The 19,730-nt window shown below is 70.1% G+C and carries 15 protein-coding genes; 10 read left to right on the plus strand and 5 right to left on the minus strand.

Annotation, left to right across the window (positions count from 1 at the left end; genetic code table 11):
* The 5 genes from AC4FS1_RS13380 to AC4FS1_RS13400 all read left to right on the plus strand — a co-directional run bounded on the left by AC4FS1_RS13380 (position 1) and on the right by AC4FS1_RS13400 (position 5,113).
* Complete coding sequence (locus AC4FS1_RS13380) at positions 1–939, plus strand: ABC transporter ATP-binding protein (protein WP_491155911.1); 939 nt, start codon at positions 1–3, stop codon at positions 937–939.
* On the plus strand, positions 936–1,634 hold the full coding sequence (locus tag AC4FS1_RS13385; RefSeq protein ID WP_491155913.1) for an ABC transporter ATP-binding protein: 699 nt from the start codon (positions 936–938) through the stop codon (positions 1,632–1,634). Before AC4FS1_RS13380 ends, AC4FS1_RS13385 begins: the two co-directional genes overlap by 4 nt.
* Before the next feature lie 226 nt (positions 1,635–1,860).
* Entirely contained in the window at positions 1,861–2,739 is an 879-nt protein-coding gene (gene ddaH, locus AC4FS1_RS13390) for a dimethylargininase (RefSeq protein ID WP_491155915.1), read from the plus strand.
* The gene (gene rocD / locus AC4FS1_RS13395) at positions 2,736–3,953 is read left to right on the plus strand and encodes an ornithine--oxo-acid transaminase (protein ID WP_491155917.1); all 1,218 of its coding nucleotides are present in this window, start codon (positions 2,736–2,738) and stop codon (positions 3,951–3,953) included. The genes ddaH and rocD overlap by 4 nt, the downstream gene beginning before the upstream one ends.
* A 56-nt stretch (positions 3,954–4,009) precedes the next feature.
* A complete protein-coding gene (locus AC4FS1_RS13400; RefSeq protein ID WP_491155918.1) occupies positions 4,010–5,113 on the plus strand; it encodes a hypothetical protein in 1,104 nt (367 codons plus the stop codon).
* 37 nt (positions 5,114–5,150) lie between these two features.
* Here the strand turns inward: AC4FS1_RS13400 and AC4FS1_RS13405 are convergent, their stop codons facing one another.
* Positions 5,151–8,852, minus strand: coding sequence for a S8 family serine peptidase (locus AC4FS1_RS13405; RefSeq protein WP_491155920.1), 3,702 nt, complete (start codon positions 8,850–8,852; stop codon positions 5,151–5,153).
* 197 nt (positions 8,853–9,049) lie between these two features.
* Here AC4FS1_RS13405 and AC4FS1_RS13410 point away from each other — a divergent pair, with 197 nt between their 5' ends.
* The 3 genes from AC4FS1_RS13410 to AC4FS1_RS13420 are packed head-to-tail and all read left to right on the plus strand — an operon-like array spanning position 9,050 to position 12,617.
* Entirely contained in the window at positions 9,050–10,849 is a 1,800-nt protein-coding gene (locus AC4FS1_RS13410; RefSeq protein WP_491155922.1) for a circularly permuted type 2 ATP-grasp protein, read from the plus strand.
* Complete coding sequence (locus tag AC4FS1_RS13415) at positions 10,843–11,775, plus strand: alpha-E domain-containing protein (RefSeq protein WP_491155923.1); 933 nt, start codon at positions 10,843–10,845, stop codon at positions 11,773–11,775. Before AC4FS1_RS13410 ends, AC4FS1_RS13415 begins: the two co-directional genes overlap by 7 nt.
* Complete coding sequence (locus AC4FS1_RS13420; RefSeq protein ID WP_491155924.1) at positions 11,772–12,617, plus strand: transglutaminase family protein; 846 nt, start codon at positions 11,772–11,774, stop codon at positions 12,615–12,617. The genes AC4FS1_RS13415 and AC4FS1_RS13420 overlap by 4 nt, the downstream gene beginning before the upstream one ends.
* 127 nt (positions 12,618–12,744) lie before the next feature.
* Here AC4FS1_RS13420 and AC4FS1_RS13425 read toward each other — a convergent pair whose 3' ends face one another.
* The 3 genes from AC4FS1_RS13425 to AC4FS1_RS13435 all read right to left on the minus strand — a co-directional run bounded on the left by AC4FS1_RS13425 (position 12,745) and on the right by AC4FS1_RS13435 (position 15,798).
* A complete protein-coding gene (locus tag AC4FS1_RS13425; RefSeq protein WP_491155925.1) occupies positions 12,745–13,743 on the minus strand; it encodes a LacI family DNA-binding transcriptional regulator in 999 nt (332 codons plus the stop codon).
* Positions 13,744–13,804: 61 nt separating this feature from the next.
* A complete protein-coding gene (locus AC4FS1_RS13430; RefSeq protein ID WP_491155927.1) occupies positions 13,805–14,962 on the minus strand; it encodes a Gfo/Idh/MocA family protein in 1,158 nt (385 codons plus the stop codon).
* The gene (locus AC4FS1_RS13435) at positions 14,959–15,798 is read right to left on the minus strand and encodes a class I fructose-bisphosphate aldolase (protein WP_491155928.1); all 840 of its coding nucleotides are present in this window, start codon (positions 15,796–15,798) and stop codon (positions 14,959–14,961) included. Before AC4FS1_RS13435 ends, AC4FS1_RS13430 begins: the two co-directional genes overlap by 4 nt.
* A 157-nt stretch (positions 15,799–15,955) precedes the next feature.
* Here AC4FS1_RS13435 and AC4FS1_RS13440 point away from each other — a divergent pair, with 157 nt between their 5' ends.
* The gene (locus AC4FS1_RS13440) at positions 15,956–16,963 is read left to right on the plus strand and encodes an aldose 1-epimerase family protein (protein ID WP_491155929.1); all 1,008 of its coding nucleotides are present in this window, start codon (positions 15,956–15,958) and stop codon (positions 16,961–16,963) included.
* A gap of 189 nt (positions 16,964–17,152) precedes the next feature.
* Here AC4FS1_RS13440 and AC4FS1_RS13445 read toward each other — a convergent pair whose 3' ends face one another.
* Positions 17,153–18,619, minus strand: a complete 1,467-nt coding sequence (locus AC4FS1_RS13445) for a mannitol dehydrogenase family protein (RefSeq protein WP_491155930.1) — start codon at positions 18,617–18,619, stop codon at positions 17,153–17,155.
* A 32-nt stretch (positions 18,620–18,651) separates the two neighbouring features.
* Here AC4FS1_RS13445 and AC4FS1_RS13450 point away from each other — a divergent pair, with 32 nt between their 5' ends.
* The gene (locus AC4FS1_RS13450; protein ID WP_491155932.1) at positions 18,652–19,380 is read left to right on the plus strand and encodes an SDR family oxidoreductase; all 729 of its coding nucleotides are present in this window, start codon (positions 18,652–18,654) and stop codon (positions 19,378–19,380) included.
* Positions 19,381–19,730 lie beyond the last annotated feature (350 nt).

The raw sequence follows: 19,730 nt of genomic DNA on the forward strand, positions 1-19,730 counted from the left end.
ATGGCTGTACGTGCCGTCCCGGATGCTGACATCCTGTGCGTCGATCTCGTGCGGATCTTCCAGGTGCGCGCGAGCACGGGGCCGGGCGTCGAGGTGCAGGCGCTGCAGGGTCTGAATCTCCGCGTCGACCCCGGTGAGCTGGTGGCCGTCGTCGGCGCCTCCGGTTCGGGCAAGTCGACCCTCCTGTCGATCCTGTCGAGTCTCGACCAGCCCACCGCCGGCGTCGCCTGGGTGGCGGGGCACGACCTCCTCACCATGGGCGAGAAGGAGCGGGTGGCTTTCCGGCGGAAGAGCGTCGGTTTCGTGTGGCAGCAGACCTCACGCAACCTCGTGCCGTACTTCACCGCGGCGGAGAACGTCGCGGCGGCACTTGCCATCCCGGGTGAGGTGCGCGGATCCGCCCGCCGTGCCCGAGTGCGCGAACTCCTCGACCTCCTGGAGGTGTCGGATTGCGCTGAACGCCTGCCCGCGGAGATGTCCGGAGGTCAGCAGCAGCGGGTGGCGATCGCGGTGGGCATCGCCAACCGGCCCCGGGTGCTGCTGGCGGACGAGCCGACCGGTGAGCTGGACGAGACCACGAGCGCCCACGTGCTCGAGGCGATGCGGGCGGTGAACCGGGAGCTGGGCGTCACCACGCTCATCGTGACCCACGACCCCGGCGTGTCCGAACATGTCGCCCGCACCGTGCAGATCCGCGACGGGCGCACCTCCACCGAAGTACTCCGTTCCACCCGTCGCGACGAGCACGGTGCGGAGCACCATGTCGCCGAGGAGTACGCCGTGCTCGACCGGGTGGGCCGGCTGCAACTGCCTGACGAGTTCGTCGCCGCGCTGGATCTCCGCGACCGGGTGCGTCTGGCTCTCGAGACCGACCATGTCGGCGTCTGGCCGGGGCAGAACCGCGACCGCGCCGCGTCCCCGTCCGAGGAGGAGAGATGACCACCGCATCCACTCGCACCGTCGCCCTTCGCGGTGAGCGCCTGAGCCGCACGTTCTCCACCCCGGCCGGCGACGTGCACGCCTGCGTCGACATCGACATCGAGGTCGCCGCCAGTGAACTCGTCGTGGTGCGCGGGGCTTCGGGTGCGGGAAAGACCACGCTCCTGAACATGCTCGCGGGCTTGGAAACCCCCACGTCGGGTCGGGTGTGGATCGGCGACACCGAGCTCACCGGGCTGGGAGAGGACGAGGTCGCCGGGCTCCGGCGGGAGAACCTCGGGATCGTGTTCCAGGCCTTCGGGCTCATCCCCATCCTCTCGGCAGCCGAGAACGTGGAGCTGGCGTTGCGGATCGCGCGCACGCCGCCGGCCGAGCGCGACGAGCGGGTCGCCGAGGCGCTGCGTCTGGTGGGCCTGGCCGACCACGCCGCCCAACGCCCCGATGAGCTCTCGGGCGGCCAGCAGCAGCGCGTCGGGATCGCCCGCGCGCTCGCCGTGCGGCCACGGGTGCTGCTGGCCGACGAGCCCACCGGACAGTTGGACTCGCGCACCGCCGCGACCGTGATGGACCTCATCGGCGAGCTCGTGCACAGCCGCGGCATCGCCGCCATCGTCACGACCCACGATCCTCTGCTGGTCCAGCGAGCCGATCGCGTCCTCGAACTGCACGACGGGCGGGTGCGTCTCCCGGAGTGAGCGCCCCCGCCATCGCCCGCTCCTGCTGGCGAGAAACGACGATCCGGATGAGACACGACGCGGCGCATCCTTTCTCATCCGGAATGCCATTTCTCGCGGGGGCAGCCGGCTCTCGTCTTTCCGGGATGCGGCGTGGCACAATGGTCGCGGCGTGCCCGGATCGCCGGCTTCGAAGAGCTCCGCCGGGCCAGTGGACAGCGTCCGCCGATCTTCTACGAGGAGCCGTATGTCCACGCACGAATCGATCGCCCCTACCCTCCGCACCGAGCGCGTCCAGCAGTACCGGCGCTACCTGATGTGCCGCCCCGAGCACTTCACGGTCAGCTACAGCATCAACCCGTGGATGGAGCCGACCCGGCCCACCGACACCGCTCGCGCGGTCGCGCAGTGGCAGACGCTGTATGACACGTACCTCGAGCTCGGTCACGAGGTCGAGCTGATCGACCCGATCGACGGACTGCCGGACATGGTCTACACCGCCAACGGCGGATTCGTCATCGACGGCATCGCGTACGGGCCGAAGTTCCGCTTCGCCGAGCGGGTTCCCGAAGGCCCCGCGTTCATGGAGTGGTTCGGGCAGAACGGGTTCGATGTCGTCGACCCGGTCGAGGTGAACGAGGGCGAGGGCGACTTCCTCCTCGTGGGTGACACCATCCTCGCCGGCACCGGCTTCCGCTCGACCGGCGACAGCCACCGCGAGGTGGGCGAGGTCTTCGGCCGCGAGGTCGTCTCCCTCACGCTGACCGACCCGCGGTTCTACCACCTCGACACCGCCATCGCCGTGCTGGACCCGGTCCAGGGCGCCGGCGGCGTGGAGCGCGCGAACATCGCGTATCTCCCCAACGCGTTCGACGACCGCAGCCAGGCGATCCTGCGCGAGCGCTACCCCGACGCCATCCAGGTCTCCGACGCCGACGGTGCCGTCTTCGGCCTCAACTCGGCCAGCGACGGCCGCAACGTCATCATCTCCCCCCGCGCCGCCGGATTCGAGGCGCAGCTCCGCGAACGCGGCTACACCCCGATCCTCCTCGACCTCTCGGAACTGCTCCTCGGTGGTGGTGGCATCAAGTGCTGCACCCTGGAACTGCGGGGAGGGGCTCGATGAGCACCTCCCTCGACACCGGGACGGTGCGCATCATCGGCGCCGAGCGGGAGCACCTCGCCTCGAACTATTCGCCGCTGCCCGTCGTCATCGCTCGCGGCGACGGTGCCTGGGTGACCGATGTCGAGGGCAAGCGCTACCTGGACCTCCTGTCGGCCTACTCCGCGCTCAACTTCGGCCACGGGCATCCCGCGCTCATCGCCGCCGCGCAGGAGCAGCTCACGCGCCTGACCCTCACGAGCCGCGCCTACCACAACGACCAGCTCGGGCCTTTCGCGGCAGCTCTCGCCGAGCTCTGCGGCAAAGAGCTCGTCCTGCCCATGAACACCGGCGCCGAGGCGGTCGAGACCGGCATCAAGGTGGCACGCGCCTGGGGGTACCGCGTGAAGGGCATCGCCCCGGATGCGGCGACCATCGTCGTGGCCGACGGGAACTTCCACGGCCGCACCACCACCATCGTCGGCTTCAGCGACGACCCCACCGCCCGGGACGATTTCGGTCCGTATGCGCCCGGCTTCATCCGGGTTCCCTACGGGGATGCGGCGGCGATCGCAGCGGCGATCGACGAGAACACCGCCGCGGTGCTGATCGAGCCGATCCAGGGCGAGGGCGGCGTCATCATTCCGCCGGAGGGCTACCTCCGTGCGGTGCGGGAGATGACGACGAAGAACAACGTGCTGTTCATCGCCGACGAGATCCAGTCGGGCCTCGGCCGGGTGGGCACGACCTTCGCGTGCGATCGCGAAGGGGTCGTGCCCGACGTCTATCTCCTCGGCAAGGCGTTGGGGGGCGGCATCCTGCCGTTGTCCGCCGTCGTGGCCGACCGCGACGTGCTGGGCGTCATCCGCCCGGGCGAGCACGGCTCGACCTTCGGAGGCAATCCGCTGGCGGCCGCCGTCGGCCTGCGGGTCGTCGAGATGCTGTCGTCGGGCGAGTTCCAGACCCGCGCTGCGGCGCTGGGGGAGCACCTCGAGGGCAAGCTGGCCGAGGTGGTCGGGCACGGGGTCACGGCCGTGCGGATCGCCGGCCTGTGGGCCGGCGTCGACATCGACCCGGCGGTGGGCTCCGGCCGTGAGATCGCCGAGCGGCTCCTCGCGCGGGGCGTTCTCGTCAAGGACACGCACGGGCAGACGATCCGCGTCGCCCCACCCCTCGTCATCCGCGCGACCGAATTGGACTGGGCCGTCGAACAGCTGAGGCACGTCCTGGCCGCCTGACGCCGAGCCTGTGTACGGAAACATCTCCGCAATGAGCGGGCGATTACGCTCGCTGCATGGGTGAACCGTTCGACGGCCATGGCGCAGCTCTGACCTCGGATGGAACCCCTTGGGGCGCTCTCGCGCACACGGAGACGTGGCGCTCGGCGCCGCATGCGGGTGACCGTGGCCCCGTGCAGGCCGGCGGTCTTCTCGACGACGACGAGGAGGCGGCCTACCGGGTGATCCTCGGGTCGGGCACGGCCGACGCGGCACGGGTGGCCGAGGCGATGCGCGTGCCGCTGCCGGACGCGCGGCGGCTGCTGGAGCGACTGCGCCGGAGGGGGCTCGTGAGCGACCACGGGGCGGTCGCCGGGGCGGTGGAGGCGATGTCGCCCGATGTCGCGTTCGCCGCGCCTCTCGCCCGGCGGCAGCAGGAATTGGATGCCTCGCGCCTTCTGGTCGCTTCGTTGAGCGAGACCTACCGGACCGCGAACCGGCGTCGCGATCCGCGCTTCGTCGTCGAGGTGGTCACGGGTGCCCAGCCGCTCCGGGAGACCTTGCGCGCGTTGCAGTCGTCCGCGCGCCAGGAGATCCTCTGGTTCTGCCGGGCCAACCCGCTGGCGATGGCCGGAACCGAGAACGGTGAGGAGAGAGCGGCCCTGGAGCGCGGCGTGCGCTATCGAGCCGTGTACGAACGGGCACTGCTCGAGATGCCGGGGGAGATGGACGGTGTCGCCGAAGCGATCGGGTGGGGGGAGGAGAGCCGGGTGGTCGCGTCGCTGCCCGTGCGGCTGGCGATCGTGGACCGCACCACGGCCCTCTGCCCGCTGCTTCCGGACGCCGAGCGCGGCGTGGCCGAACCGACGGCCGCGGTGATCGGTCCCGGTCAGCTCCTCGACGCACTTCTGGCCCTCTTCGACAGTGTGTGGGAGGGGGCCACGCCGCTCCGGCTGGCCGGTGGGCGCGACGACGGCCATGCGGGGGGTGCGGAAGTGACCGAGGAGGATCGGGCTCTGCTTTCGCTTCTCGTCGCCGGCATGCCCGACAAGTCGCTCAGCACGCTGCTCGACATCAGCCGCCGCACGGTGCAGCGCCGCCTTCTGCGGCTCATGGCGATCGCGGGCGTGGACAGCCGGCCGGCGCTGGCGTATCAGGCGGCCCGGAGGGGCTGGCTCTGATCCGAGCCAGCCCCTCCGTGCGTCAGCCTCTGCGCAGTCAGCCTCGCCCGTAGGCGTCGACGACGGTCTGCTCGACCTGGCGATCCTTACCGGCGGACGCGACCACCCGAACGGACACGGGCGTGTCTCCGCGCGGCACCTCCACCTTCAGCTCGCCCTTGTGGCCGCGCACGTGCGCGGGCTTCCACGTCGCCCCGGCGTCGGAAGACAGCCACACCTCGACCTTCGCGTCGCGGACCGTCGCGCCGGCTGCATCCGTGATGCGGATGGGCAGCGTGTGCGAGCGCCGGGATGCTGTTCCGGTGTCGTCGACCGGAGGCTCGTACGCCGCATGGATGAGCGGCAGTTCCGCCGTCTTCCCGTCCGCCGGGCGGTCGGAGCGGAACGTCCACGCCGTGTCGACCGCGGGCGACCAGCGCCACTCGGGGGTATCCCGCCGGACGGACAGCTCCAGCCGGTACTGCGCCGACCCGCCCGTCACCGCCACGTCCGCCACCCCCGAGTTCGTCTCGGCGATCAGGGCGCCGTCGCGGTAGAGCCGCGCCGCCGTGCTCGATGTCTCGCCGATCGAGAAGTGGCCCTCCGCATCCACGTACTCCGGGATCCGCAGCGACATCACATCGTCGGTGCGCGCGGAGGGCACGCCCGCCACGCCGGCTGAGCGCATCACGGTGCCGTACCAGGTCTCTTCCGAGCGTCCGGGTTCGTAGGTCCGGGGCAGCCCCGCCACCCCGCCCTGCAGAGCCCCCCAGTTGAGGTCGAAGCGCGATGCGAGGACTCTGTGCTGCCACAGCGAGTCATCCGCCGTGACCCACTCCTCCCGCGTCGAGGGTGTCGCCACGATCCGCGACGTGTCGTTCAGCGCATACTCCTGCCACGGCCGCCAGCTGAATCGCTGCTCATCCGTCCACGGGAAGCCGCCGGTGTCGGAGTAGGTGGTGCGGACGCGGTGAGTGTTCGCCTTCGTCACCTCGATCTCGATCCCGTCCGGGATGCTGCCCGAGACGGAGTGCTGGATGTCGTAGAGGTAGGGGCTCGACCGACTGACCTCGAGCTTCGCCGTCGCGCCGCGCTTTCGAGCGAGCGCGAGGAGCTTCTCGCCGTCGCGGGCGTTCGTCACCATCCCCGGGATGGGATCTCGTTCGGCACTCGGGTCGAAGACGTCGCGGATGGAGAATTCCTCGGGGAAGACGAGGATGACCGCTGCCGCACCCGCCGCGGCCGCCCGGGCGACCAGGTCGCCCTGCTCGCTGGCGTCGGTTGCCTCGACGACGGCGATTCGCCCGCGTACGCCGGCGAAGTCGGGTCCCGGGGCCACGAGCCCCAGCGTCCGCGGACGATCCCACTGGGGAGACGTCGCGATCAGGTTCGTCACGGGGACCCCGCCGAAACCGCGGGTCTCGAGGACGGCGGAGGGGCGCACCATCTGCCGGCGTGAGGAGAATTCGAACGCACCGTCGGTGACCTCCTTCGTGGGGGTGACCCACACGCCGGTCTCGCCGAACTCGCGGACTCCTGCGCTGACGGCGCGACCACTCGCGAATTTCCGGTAGGCGTAGAAGCTGTGCACCGTCTGCTGCTGGGCGAGCTGCGGGGTGCGCACGGTCACCTCACGCGTCTTCCGAGCGTCGAGCACGATCGACATGTCGCCGGTGACCTCCACGTTGGGATCGACGATCGCCGCCGTGCGCGCGTGCTGTCCGCCTCCGTTAGTGATGAGACCGCTGAGGAGGTAGGAGCCCTCCTCGAGGAAGATCTGCCGTGGCCCCTCGTTCTCGCCCACCCAATCGAACACATCGGTCCCCAGTCGCTCGCCGAAGAAGTCGACGGGAGTGGTCACCGGCTCACCCTCGAAACCGACGGCGGTGACCGTCACGCGGTGCTTCGGCCCGGTGCGGATCGCGCCTACGGCGGTCTGCACGCTGACTTCGCCGTCGGCCGAGGCGGCTGTCAGGGCGCCCGACCAGTTGGCGTGGGGCAGGAGACCCGAGTCGAGGGTCACCGTGACGTCCGCCGACCCCTTGGCGGGGATATCGACACTCTCAGGCGCCGTGAACGCGTCCGACGTCACGCTGCGATCATCCGCGTTGCGCACATCCAGTGCGAGCGTCAGCCGGACGGCGTCGGCCGAGTCATTGCGGTAGGTGATCGTCCGGGTGACGGGTGCATCCTCGCTCACGTGCGCGAAGTCGACCGACCCGCTGGCACGCACCTGCTGGCCGATGGCGCGGGTCACGTCGACCTCGCCCGCGCCCTGCTCCCACACCGACGCGTCGGGAGCGGACGTGGCCGAGCTCATCAGCAGTTCCTTCAGCTCGGCGCCGGTCAGTTCGGGCCGCTGTTGGGCCAGAAGCGCTGCTGCCCCGGCGACGTGCGGGGTCGCCATCGAGGTGCCGGAGGCCGCTGTGTAGAGGTCGTTCACCGCGTCGCCCATGTCGGTGCCCGCCGCTCGGGCGGCGACGATGTCCACTCCCGGCGCCGAGATGTCGGGCTTGAGGGCTCCGTCTCCATAGCGTGGTCCACGGCTGGAGAAGTCGGCCATCGCGCCCTCGGCGTCCACGGCGGCGACTGTGAGTGCACGGGCCGCGGTACCGGGGGCACCGACGGTCTCGACACCGCCTTCGTTCCCGGCAGCGACGACGAACAGCGTGCCGGTCTCGGCCGCGAGGCGGTCGAGCGCGACGCTCAGCGGGTCGGTGCCGTCGGTCGGTCCGCTACCCAGACTCATGTTCACGATGTCGGCGCCTTCGGCCGCTGCCCACTCCATGCCGGCGATCACCCAGGAGAACTGACCGAACCCGTCGTCGGCCAAGACCTTCGCGATGAGGAGGTCGGCGTCGTAGGCGACGCCGCGCTCGCGGCCTTCGCTGCCCGCCCCCGACCCTGCGATCGTCGAGGCCACGTGAGTGCCGTGGCCGAAGAGGTCGCTGGTTCCCGTCGCGCTCTCGGAGAAGTCCTCCGCCGCCGCGACCCGGTTGGCGAGATCGGGGTGCGTGGCATCCACACCCGTGTCCAACACCGCGACCTTGACGCCGTCGCCGGTGTAGCCGGCCGCCCAGCCGTCGGGTGCGCCGATCTGGCCCACGCTCTGCTCCAGCGTCGGGCGCACGAGCCCGTCGAGCCACAGACCCGACATGCCGTTGCCGAGGGCGGCGCCGCCCGACGTGTCGGCCACGCCGGTTTCGCCGGGCGTCAGCGCCCGCCAGAGCTCGGCGAGGGAATCGGTTCGCGTCTCGAGGGCCGTGCCGTCGATCGAGGGGAGCAGGCGGGTGGCCGTCGCCTCCGGGAAGGACTGGGTGCGGACGGCCTCGGGGTCGGCGTAGGTCGCGATGAGGGGAAGCGCATCACGCTCGGCGTAGCCGTCTTCGATGAGGGAGGTGACGTCGAACAGGCGACGGTCGAGGATGGATTCGCCCAGGTACGGCACGACGTCGCTCGGGATGACGAGGAACTTTCCGTCGACCTCGGTGGTCTGGAAGGTCACGCTCTCGCGCCCCTCGGCGGGGGCGACCGAGACCGTCTTGCGACCGCCACCGGCGTCGCCCACGGTCACGACGTCACCGGTGATGAGCGTCACCCGCTGCTCCCCGCCCGCAGCCGCCGGTGCGGCGAGATCGGGCGATGGGGGAGGCGGGGATGCGGCGCCCAGGGAGGCGGTCGTTCCCGTCACGATGAGCGTGGTCGACAGGGCTGCGGCGAGGGAACCTCGCCAGAGGGTGCGAGTGCGGCGCGTGGACATGCGTCTCCGAACTGAGCGGCCAGGGGGATGGTGCCTCCAGTGTGGCCGCGTCTCATCGAGGTGAACCCGATGGCGGTGCCGCATATGCGCCGTGACGCACGTGCGCCATCTCCGCGAGCCCTGGGCGGCGAGAGGGCGACGCGCAAGCCCCTGGGTCGGAAACATTTCGGCAACACGGCCCCGGATAGGCTCATGACATGGGTGACCTGTTCGACGGCTACGGCGCCACGTTGGCGCCACGCAAGACCCCGTCCGGGATCCCGCCCTTCGACGAGATGTTCGGTGATCCGGCGCATCCGGGGGCTCACGCGGAATCCCGCGACGCGTATCGCGAGCTCTACCAGGCACTGGCCCAGATGACGCAGGACGAGCTGCGCGGGCGCACCGAGTCACTGGCGAGCTCCTACCTCGCGCAGGGTGTCACCTTCGACTTCGCCGGCGAAGAACGACCGTTCCCGCTCGACGCGGTGCCGCGCATCATCGACTACGACGAGTGGTCGCGCGTCGAGGCGGGGGTCAAGCAACGCGTTCGGGCCCTGGAGGCGTTCCTCGACGACGCGTACGGAAACCAGCACGCGGTCCGCGACGGCATCCTCCCCGCGCAGCTCATCGCCTCGTCGCAGTACTTCTACCGGCAGGCCGCCGGCATCCACAGCGCCAACGGCGTCCGCATCCAAGTCGCCGGCATCGACCTCATCCGGGACGAGCACGGCGAGATGCGGGTGCTCGAGGACAACGTCCGCGTGCCGAGCGGCGTCAGCTACGTCATCTCCAACCGCCGTGTCATGGCGCAGACGCTGCCGGAGCTGTTCACGTCGCTCCGCGTGCGGCCCGTCGGCGACTACCCGAACAAGCTTCTCGCCGCCCTCCGCGCCTCCGCCCCCGGCGGCATCGACGACCCGAATGTCGTCGTGCTCACCCCGGGGGTGTACAACTCCGCGTACTTCGAGCACACCCTGCTCGCCCGCCTCATGGGCGTCGAGCTGGTCGAAGGGCGCGACCTGCTGTGCATGGGCGGCAAGGTCTTCATGCGCACGACCCACGGACCCAGGCGGGTGGATGTCATCTACCGCCGTGTCGACGATGACTTCCTCGACCCCCTGCAGTTCCGCGCCGACTCGATGCTCGGAGCGCCGGGGCTCATGCTCGCCGCGCGTCTGGGCAACGTCACGATCGCCAACGCGGTCGGCAACGGCGTCGCCGACGACAAGCTCCTCTACACCTACGTGCCCGAGCTCATCCAGTACTACCTCGCCGAGGAGCCGATCCTGCGGAACGTCGACACCTGGCGCCTGGAGGATCCGGGGGCACTCGAAGAGGTGCTCGACCGCCTGGACGAACTCGTCGTCAAACCCGTCGACGGGTCGGGCGGCAAGGGGCTCGTCGTCGGACCCGATGCATCCCCGTCGGAGCTGGACAAGCTCCGGCAGCGCCTGATCGCCGATCCGCGCGGGTGGATCGCACAGCCCGTCGTGATGCTCTCCACCATCCCGACGCTCGTGGAGGACGGGATGCGGCCGCGCCACGCCGACCTGCGGCCCTTCGCGGTCAACGACGGTGACGACGTGTGGGTTCTTCCCGGGGGCCTCACCCGGGTGGCTCTTCCCGAGGGTCAGCTCGTGGTCAACTCGAGCCAGGGCGGCGGGTCGAAGGACACATGGATCGTCGGTGGTTCGGCGCCCACGCACGTCGAGTACGGGCAGGGGCATGGCCTCGCCGGGCTCGTCGCGGACCAGGCGGCCACGGTGACGGCATCCATTCCGATCATCTACGACGGTCAGCCCGAGGTGACGCACTCACCGCAGGACCGTCCCCGCACGGGCACCGAGCAGCAGCAGCAACAGCAACAGGAGGACCGCCCGCAGGAGCACGGCCCTCAGCACGAGCAGCAGCAACAGCAGCGCGAAGATGATGTCTCAGTCGTGCAGGATTCCGGCCCGGATTACCTGCGACTGCGGGACATGACTCGGCCGACCGGGAAGGACGGCGCATGCTGAGCCGCATCGCCGAGAGTTTGTTCTGGATCGGGCGCTACATCGAGCGCAGCGACGGCACAGCGCGGATTCTCGACATCCACCTTCAGCTCCTGCTCGAGGACCCCTGGATCGACGAGGACACCGCGTGCCGATCGCTGCTGAGCGTGATGGGGTCGGTCGTCCCGGAGGGCGACGACAAGGTGCGCCGCGGTGATGTGCTGCAGCGCCTCGCGGTGGACCGGATGAACCCCGCGAGCATCGCGTACGCGCTCACCGCGGCGCGCGAGAACGCTCGCCGTGCCCGCGAGATCGTCTCCAGCGAGCTGTGGGAAACACTGAACACGACGAACTCGCGGATGCCGCGGCGCCTGCAGACCGACAAGGTGCACGAGTTCTTCGGCTGGGTCCGCGAGCGCTCCGCCCTGGCGGTCGGCATCGTGGACTCCTCGACGAGCCGCGATGAAGCGTGGCAGTTCTTCACCCTGGGCCGCAGCATCGAGCGTGCCGACATGACCGCGCGGCTCCTGGCCACCCGCTCCCTGACCCAGGCGTCCGGCCCGTCCTGGACGACGATCCTGCGGTCGTGCGGCGCGTACGAGGCGTATCTGCGCACGTACCGCGGCATGCCCAGCGCCCGCAACGCCGCGGAGTTTCTGCTGTTGGATCGCCTCTTTCCGCGCTCGATCATCTACTCGATCCAACGCGCCGAGGAGTGCATGAGCGCCATCGACCCGCGGGCCGATCGGGTCGGTCACTCGAACACCGTGCTGCGGGCGCTCGGACAGATCCGCAACGATCTCGAGTACCGCCCCATCAGCGACATCCTCGGTGAGCTGCCGCTGCACATGCAGCGTGTGCAGAAGGTCACGCGCGAAGCATCCGAAGCCATCCGCTCGCGGTTCTTCCCGGCCCAGGCCGAACCCAGCTGGATCGGGGAGATCTCATGAAGCGGCTCCGGATCGAACACTCCACGGGGTTCGCGTACCAGGGCGACGTCTCGGCGTCGTACAACGAGGCGCGGATGCTGCCGGTCTCCACCGACAGCCAGTTCGTGCTGAGTTCGGCCCTCGACATCGAGCCGTCCACGAGCGTGAACTCGTACGTCGACTACTTCGGCACGCGGGTGAGCGCCTTCGATGTGCTGTCGCCGCACTCGGCTCTGGCGATCGCGGCCCGCTCGCTGGTCGAGGTCCGTCCGCGCCCGATCTCCCACGTCGACCTCACCTGGGACGCGCTCGCCGCCGAGGCGGGGCGGTCGATCGGAACGGTCGAGCAGCTGGTCCAGACGCGGCGCACGCGGCCGCATCCCGAGGTCGCCGAGATCGCCCGGTCGATCGCGGCGCAGCACGACCACCCCGGGCGCGCGGCGCACGCGATCGCCGAGGCGATCGGCGATGCGGTGGAGTACATGCACGGCGTGACCGGTGTGCACTCCACGGCGTCGGAGGCGTGGGAGGCGCGCAAGGGCGTCTGCCAGGACCTCGCGCACATCACTCTCGGCGCGCTTCGGGAGGTCGGGATCCCGGCCCGCTACGTGTCGGGGTATCTGCATCCGCGCCCGAACGCCGAGGTCGGCGTTTCGGTGACTGGCGAGTCGCACGCGTGGGTGGAGTGGTTCGCCGGCGACTGGCAGGGGTTCGATCCCACGAACAACATCGAGATCGGTGACCGGCACGTGCTGGTCGGGCGAGGTCGCGACTACAACGACGTGCCGCCGCTGCGTGGCGTCTACGCCGGCCCGTTCAAGAGCCAGCTGCGCGTGAAGGTGACGATCACCCGCGAGGCCTAGCGCCGCTCGCCTCTCCGCCGCGAGCTCGCTCGCCGCGAGAAACCACATCCCGCACGAGAAACCCCGCGTCGCGGGGCGTCTCGCCCGGATCGTCGTTTCTCGCCGTGGCACGGGGCGGCGCACCGGGTCAGCGCGCGTAGCCGCCGCGCGTGATGAGGCGGGTCGGCAGCAAGAAGCGTGACGGTTCGGCGCCGGCCGAGCCGTCGATGCGGGCGAAGAGCGTCTCGGCCGCGACCGTGCCGAGGCGCTCGATGTCGTAGTCGACGATGCGGATGCGGCGGGGCAGCACCCCGGCCAGCTCGAAGTCGTCGAACCCGGTCACGGCCACCTCGGCGTTGCGGGGGAGGATCGCCTCCAGCGCCCCGATCGTGGAGCGGTTGTTCGCGCAGAAGACGGCGGTCGGCGGATGCTCCGCTCCCAGCAGGCGCTCCATGGCCTCCCGTGCGTCCGCAGGGGTGTGCAAGCCCGTCATCACCAAGGCAGGATCCGGCGTGCGTCCGGAATCGGCGAATGCGTCGAGGGCGCCCTGCCGGCGCTCGGCCATGGTGAAGATCGAGGGGGAGTCGAACAGCATCGCGACGCGCTCATGGCCGTCGCGCAGCAGCTCGGCCACGGCATCCCGCGCACCGCCGCGGTTGTCGATGAGCACCGCGTCGGCGTCGAGCCCGCCGCCGGGGCGGTCGAGGAAGACCACGGGCGTCGTCGCCATCTCGCCGGACAGGTAGGACTGATCATCGCCCGCCGGGACGAGAAGCAGACCGCCCACACGTCGGTGACACAGGTCGAGCGCGAGGGTGCGCTCGGCGGCCGCATCCTCTTCGCTCGAGGCCATGATGACCTGCATCCGCCGACCGACCGCGATCGCCGACACCGCGGCGGCGATGGTCATATAGAACGTGTTCGACAGGTCCGCGGCGAGAAAGCCGATGGTGTCCCGGCTGCCCGACCGCAGGCTCGCCGCCAGGGCGTTGCGGTGGAAACCGAGTCGGGCGATGGATGCGTTCACCCGGTCGATGAGCGCCGCGTCGACGTTGGGCTGGGCGTTGATGACCCGAGAAACGGTCTTGAGGCTCACTCCGGCATCGGCGGCGACGTCCACCATGGTGGGGCGACCGCTCTTGCGCATCGAGTTCCCTCCCGCGACGTTTCGGATCGATCCTACGGAGCCGAGCCGCCCACGGCGCAGATCAGCGTGCCACCGCGACCAGGGCGCTTTCGTCGCGCGACGCGATCGCCGCGGCGAAGATGCGGTGGGTGAGGGCGGCCTCCTCCGGCCGGACGGTGCCGAACCGGTCGCCGAGGTCACCGGTGTACTCGGCGAGGAACGCGGCCCACATCTGCAGGATGGCGTCCGAGAATCCCGACTCGAAGTTCGCGCCGGTGACCGTCGGCCACACCGACTGGCTCCCCGAGTCGATGCGCTGCCAGCTCTGCTCGCGACCGACCCCGGGCACGTCCACGACGGCGAAGACCTCGACCGACTTGGGATTCTTCGTGCTGAACCGCACGCCGCCATCCATGCCGACGGCCTCGAACTCCCAGGTGTTCTTCTCGCCGGGAGCGATGCGCTTGGTCTCGGTCGTCAGCACGAACGGCGCGCCCTCGTGGGTGGTCCAGCTGTGGATGACCGCGTTGTCCCACGTGTCGCAGGGGAGGAGGTCGCCATCGGGTCCGGCGCGTTCGGTCACGATGTCCTGAAGCAGTGCGACCACCCGCTCGGGCACCCACCCGAGCCGCAGGGGAACATGCCAGGTGTGCATGCCGAGATCGTTCATGACACCGGCCTCGCCGCAGAACTGCTTCTGCCGCTTCCAGTTCAGCGGCTTCGCCGGATCGAGGTCGCTGGAGTGCAGGAAGGTGCATTTCGCCTCGATGACCCGACCGAGCGCCCCGCTGCGGATGTAGTCGACGGCGGCCTGGGCGCCCGGGAAGAACGGCATCTCGCTGGAGACGCGGACGAACGACCCGGGGGTTTCGTCGATGGCGCGGACCACCGCATCCGCCGCCGCCCCGTCGATTCCGAACGGCTTCTCAGCCAGGAGGGCCTTGCCGGAGCGGATGGTGTCGACGTACAGCTGCTCGTGCAGGTCGTGCCGCACGGCGATGTAGACCACGTCGATGCCGGGATCGGCGAGCAGTTCGCGATAGTCGGTGACTTTGAGGCGCACGGTCTCGATGCGGTCGAACCACTCCATCGCGGCGGGGTTGATGTCGCACACCGCGACGAGCTGCGGGTCGGCGGGATGGTCGAGGAGGGCGGGCCAGCGCCGGAGGGCCGCCGCGATCTCGCGTCCCATCAGGCCGCCGCCGATGATGCCGACGTTCACGCGCCGTGATTCGGTCATCGCTGACCTCCGATGAGGGCGAGGGCGTCGTCGACCGAGGCGTCGTCGTGCACGACGGCCATGAGCGCCGCGGTGATGCCGGCCGGATGCGGATGCTGGATGACGTTGCGGCCGTAGACGATGCCGCGGGCCCCCTGCGCGAGGACGGCTTTGGTGCGCTCGAGGAGCGTGCGGTCATCGACGCGCCCGCCGCCGCGCACGAGAACGGGGGTGTCGGCGGCGGCCTGCACGACGAGGTGGTAGTCCTCGATGTCATCGGTGGGGTCGGCCTTGATGAGGTCGGCCCCGAGTTCGCGAGCCTGGCGGACGAGCGTGACGATCTTCCGGGTGTCACCGTCGACCATGTACCCGCCCTGGCCGGAGTTGGTCTGCATCACGAGCGGCTCGATCATCAGCGGCATCCCGTAGCGCTCCGCGTCGGTGCGGAGAGCGAGGATCGAGCGGATGCACTGCTCGCGCACCTCAGGGTGCCCGGGAAGGTCGAGAAGGTTCACGCACACCGCCACCGCATCCAGTCGCACCGCGACCTCGATCGCGTCGGGAACGTGGATGCTGTGCAGCGGCGACTCGAGCGGGCTGTTGTAGACGTTCGCGATGTCGGTGCGCAGCACGAGACCGGGCTTCTGCTTGCCCGGCACCGACTGCAGCAGCGGAGCCTGCCCGAGGGTCAGCTGGATCGCGTCGGGGCCGGCGTCGACGAGGGTGGCGATGGTGGCCGCCATGTCTTCGATGCCGGAGAGGAACGCGTGCTCGTGAAACGCGCCGTGATCGACGGCGACGTCGAGGGCGCGACCGGATCGCGGGTGGAAGAGGCGGTTGAGCCGGTGCTTCGTCATGGGAGGTCGTTCTCCGGGAGCTGGATGCGGGGCCGCTCCGATGCGGCGGCCCTCACAGTATGAGCAGCGTGAGACAACGTTGTCAATACGAGGACGCGCGCGCCCCCAGGCAGGTGCCCGGGCTGCTACCGTGGCGCATCGACGGAGGGATGGCATCGTGTCCGAGCTGTACGGAAGGCCCATCGGGGAGGCCCAAGAGCGTCGCGGGTCGCTTCTGCAGACCGCATCGGTCGAAGCGTCGATCATCACGGACGGACCGTCGGCGGGCATGCGGCGCATCCGGATGGTCGCGGGCGACGTCGACGTCGAGCTCCTGCCCGACCGAGGCCTCGACCTCGGCCAGGTGCGCGTGGGAGGCGTCCCGCTCGCGTGGATCTCGCCGACCGGATTCCCGCGCGCCGGCGTGCACGACGCCGATGGCCGCGGATGGATGCGGGCGTTCGGCGGCGGGCTCTTGACCACCTGCGGCCTCCTCAACGTCGGGCCGGCCGCGCAGGACGAGGGCGCGGAGCATCCGATGCACGGGCGGTTCACGTCCCTGTCGGCGGCCATCGTCCGGGCCGAAGCGACCGAGGACGAGGTGGTCGTGGAGGGCGTGATCCGTGAGGCGGCGGTGTTCGGCGCCGACCTCGAGCTGCGCCGACGGATCTCCGTGCCGGTCGGAGGACGGAGCATCCGGGTTCACGACGTCGTCCGCAACCGTGGCGCCCATCCGGTCGAGCCGATGGTGCTGTACCACCTCAACTTCGGATGGCCTTTGATCGACGAGGGCACGCGCCTCCGCAGCCCCGCGACGGCCGTGCTGCCGCGCGACGCGGATGCGGCCGCCGGAGCCGACACGTGGGACACCCTCCCCGCTCCGCATCTGCCGTACCCCGAGCAGGTCTTCGCGCATGAGTTGCCTCCGGGTCAGCCGGTCGCGGTCGAGGTCGTGAATCCGCGCGGGCTTTCGGTGGCCGTGCGCTTCGATACCGCCCAGCTGCCGGGCCTGTTCCAGTGGCGCGTCGCGGAACCGGGGACGTTCGTTCTCGGTATCGAGCCCGCCCTCGTGCCGACGATCCTCGGCCGAAGCGCGGCACGGGAGCAGGGGCTGCTCCGCCCCCTCGCCCCCGGGGCATCGATCGCGTTGGGCGTGGAGATCGAGGCGACCGGCTCGCTGTCCTAGAAAACGGAGAGCCCGACGCTCCCGGACACTGAGCGAGCGCAGCGAGACGAAGTGTCCCCGCGCGACCTCGACCCTTCGTCTCGTCGCTACGCTCCTCGCTCAGGGTCCGGAACGGAGACCCGGACGCTCCCGGACACTGAGCGAGCGCAGCGAGACGAAGTGTCCGAGTCGGATGAGCCCCGCCCGGGGTCAGGCCAAGGTGCGCACGGCACCGCGCGGCCCGCGCTCCGCGAGGAGCGAGCGCGCCGCGAGGTAGGCGGCGCGAAGGCGAGGATCGTCGACTCCGAGCGTCGGCACGAGGGTGAGGAACGCCCCGGGCTGTTCGTCGTCGGCCGCTGCAGCTGCCTCGAGCAGCTCGAGCCGCGCGTCCGAGGTGATGAGTCGCTCCTGCGGATGGCGGGCACCCCGCGCCAGACATGCCTGCCAGGCAGCGAGCACGAGGGCGCACCGTGCCAGCTCGCCGTCCGCTGCAAGGCGGTCCTGGATGACGGGCACGAGGAACTTGGGGATGCGGTCCGACCCGTCGACGATCTGCCGAGCGAGGGTGTCTGCGATCGCCCGGTTGGAGAATCGCTCGAGCAGCTGCGCCTGGTACGCCACAACGTCGATTCCCGGCACCGCATCCAGCGTCGGCGCCGCCTCCTCGCGCATGTAGCCGGCGAGGAAGGCGGCGAAGTCGGGGTCATCGACGACGTCGTGGACATACGTGAAGCCCTCGAGGAGACCGAGGTACGACATGGCCTGATGCGACGCGTTGAGCAGCCGCAGCTTCATCTTCTCGTAGGGCGCCACGTCGCTGACGAACTGTGCGCCGACGGCCTCCAGGGCGGGGCGTCCGGCCGGGAACCGATCCTCGATGACCCACTGCGCGAACTCCTCGGCGCCCACGGGCCACCCGTCGCGCAGGCCGGTCAGTTCGGCGACGGTCGCAATGTCGTCGGGCGTGGTGGCCGGGGTGATGCGGTCGACCATCGAGTTGGGGAACGCGACTTCCGCGGCGATCCACTCCGCCAGTTCCGCATCCATTGCCCGCGCGAAGGAGACCAGGGCCTCGCGGGCCACGGCGCCGTTGCCCTGGATGTTGTCGCACGAGAGCACCGTGAAGGCCGGGATGCCCCGTTCCCGGCGTCGGGCGAGTCCGGCGGCGAGGAATCCCCAGACGGTGGTCGGCAGCGTGCCGGGGACGGTGTCGGCGCGTGCGCCGGCCCGGTCGAGATCGAAGAGTCCTGTCGCGTCGTCGACCCCGTACCCGGCTTCGGTCACCGTGAGCGACACGATCCGCACGGCGGGGGAGGCGAGCTTTTCGATCACCGCCTCGCGATCATCCGGCGCGTAGAGGTGCTCCGCGACCGACCCGATGATGCGCGCCGTCGTTGCTCCGTCCGGGGCGCGAGTGACGAGTGTGTAGAGCCGGTCCTGCGCGGCCATGACGTCACGCATCCGCGCGTCGCCGGGCATCAACCCGACTCCGCACAGCGCCCATTCCGGGGATCCCCCTTCGCTCAGGGCGCGGTCGAGGTACATCGCCATGTGCGCCCTGCTGAACCCGCCTAGACCGAAGTGCACAATCCCGGATAGAGTCGCGTCTCGATCGTACGGTGGGATGACAACGTTGTCGTTGACGGAACTCAGCGTCGAGCTTTTCAAATCGGTCACGGCCGAGAGTCTAACGAGGGGGAACACAAGAAATGCGAGACTTCGAGGGTCGTACCGTCCTGGTGACGGGTGCGGCAGGAGGTATCGGCGGCGCCACGGTCCGTCATCTGGTTGCTCGAGGGGCGGATGTCATCGCCGCCGGTCGCACGGAGGAATCGCTCGCGGCGATCGTCGAGGAGACCGCCGCCCGACCGCTGGCGTTCGACCTCGAGTCGGAGGACTCGGTCCGCGAGGCTCTGGAAGGACGGGACCTGTGGGGTGTCGTGAACTGCGCCGGCTTCGGCGGCGAGATCGCCACGCCCCAGGACACCGACATCGCGGTCTTCGACAAGGTGATATCGGTCAATGCCCGCGGTTCGCTGCTGGTCATCAAGTACGCCGCCCGCGAGATGATCCGTCTGGGCAAGGGCGGCGCGATCGTCAACGTCTCCAGTCAAGCGAGCCTCGTGGCCCTCACGGGCCACATTTCGTACGGCTCGTCCAAGGCGGCCCTGGACAACATCACCCGAGTGTCGGCGCTGGAACTCGGGCGCTACGGCATCCGCGTCAACAGCGTCAACCCGACGGTCGTGATGACGCCGATGTCGGCGTGGTACTGGGGTCGCGACGACATCCAGGGCCCCTTCCTGGAGCAGATGCCGCTGGGTCGCTGGGCGACTGAGGATGACATCGCGGGACCCATCGCGTTCCTCCTCAGCGACGAGGCCGCGATGATCACCGCTGTCTCGCTGCCGATCGACGGCGGCTACACCGCCCGCTGACCGCCCGCTTACCGCTGCAAAGGGGCCCCTGCCGCGCGGTGGGGTGAGCGTCTCGGGAGGAGATGTGCGTTTCGGAGGGCTTGGATGCCGGATTTCAGCCTCCCGAAGCGCCATCTCCTCCCGTACGGCCCGGGTGGGCGAGGTGGATGCGGCGGACCCCGAGCGCCTCGGGAGGAGATGTGCGTTTCGGAGGGCTTGGATGCCGGATGTCATCCTCCCGAAGCGCCATCTCCTCCCGTACTGCCCGGGTGGGTGGGGTGGGTGGGGTGGGGTGCGGCGGGGGTGTGCGCCTCGGGAGGAAATGTGCGTTTCGGAGGGCCTAGATGCCGGTTTTCCTCCTCCCGATGCGC

The organism is Microbacterium sp. Z12_35 (genome assembly GCF_058310475.1).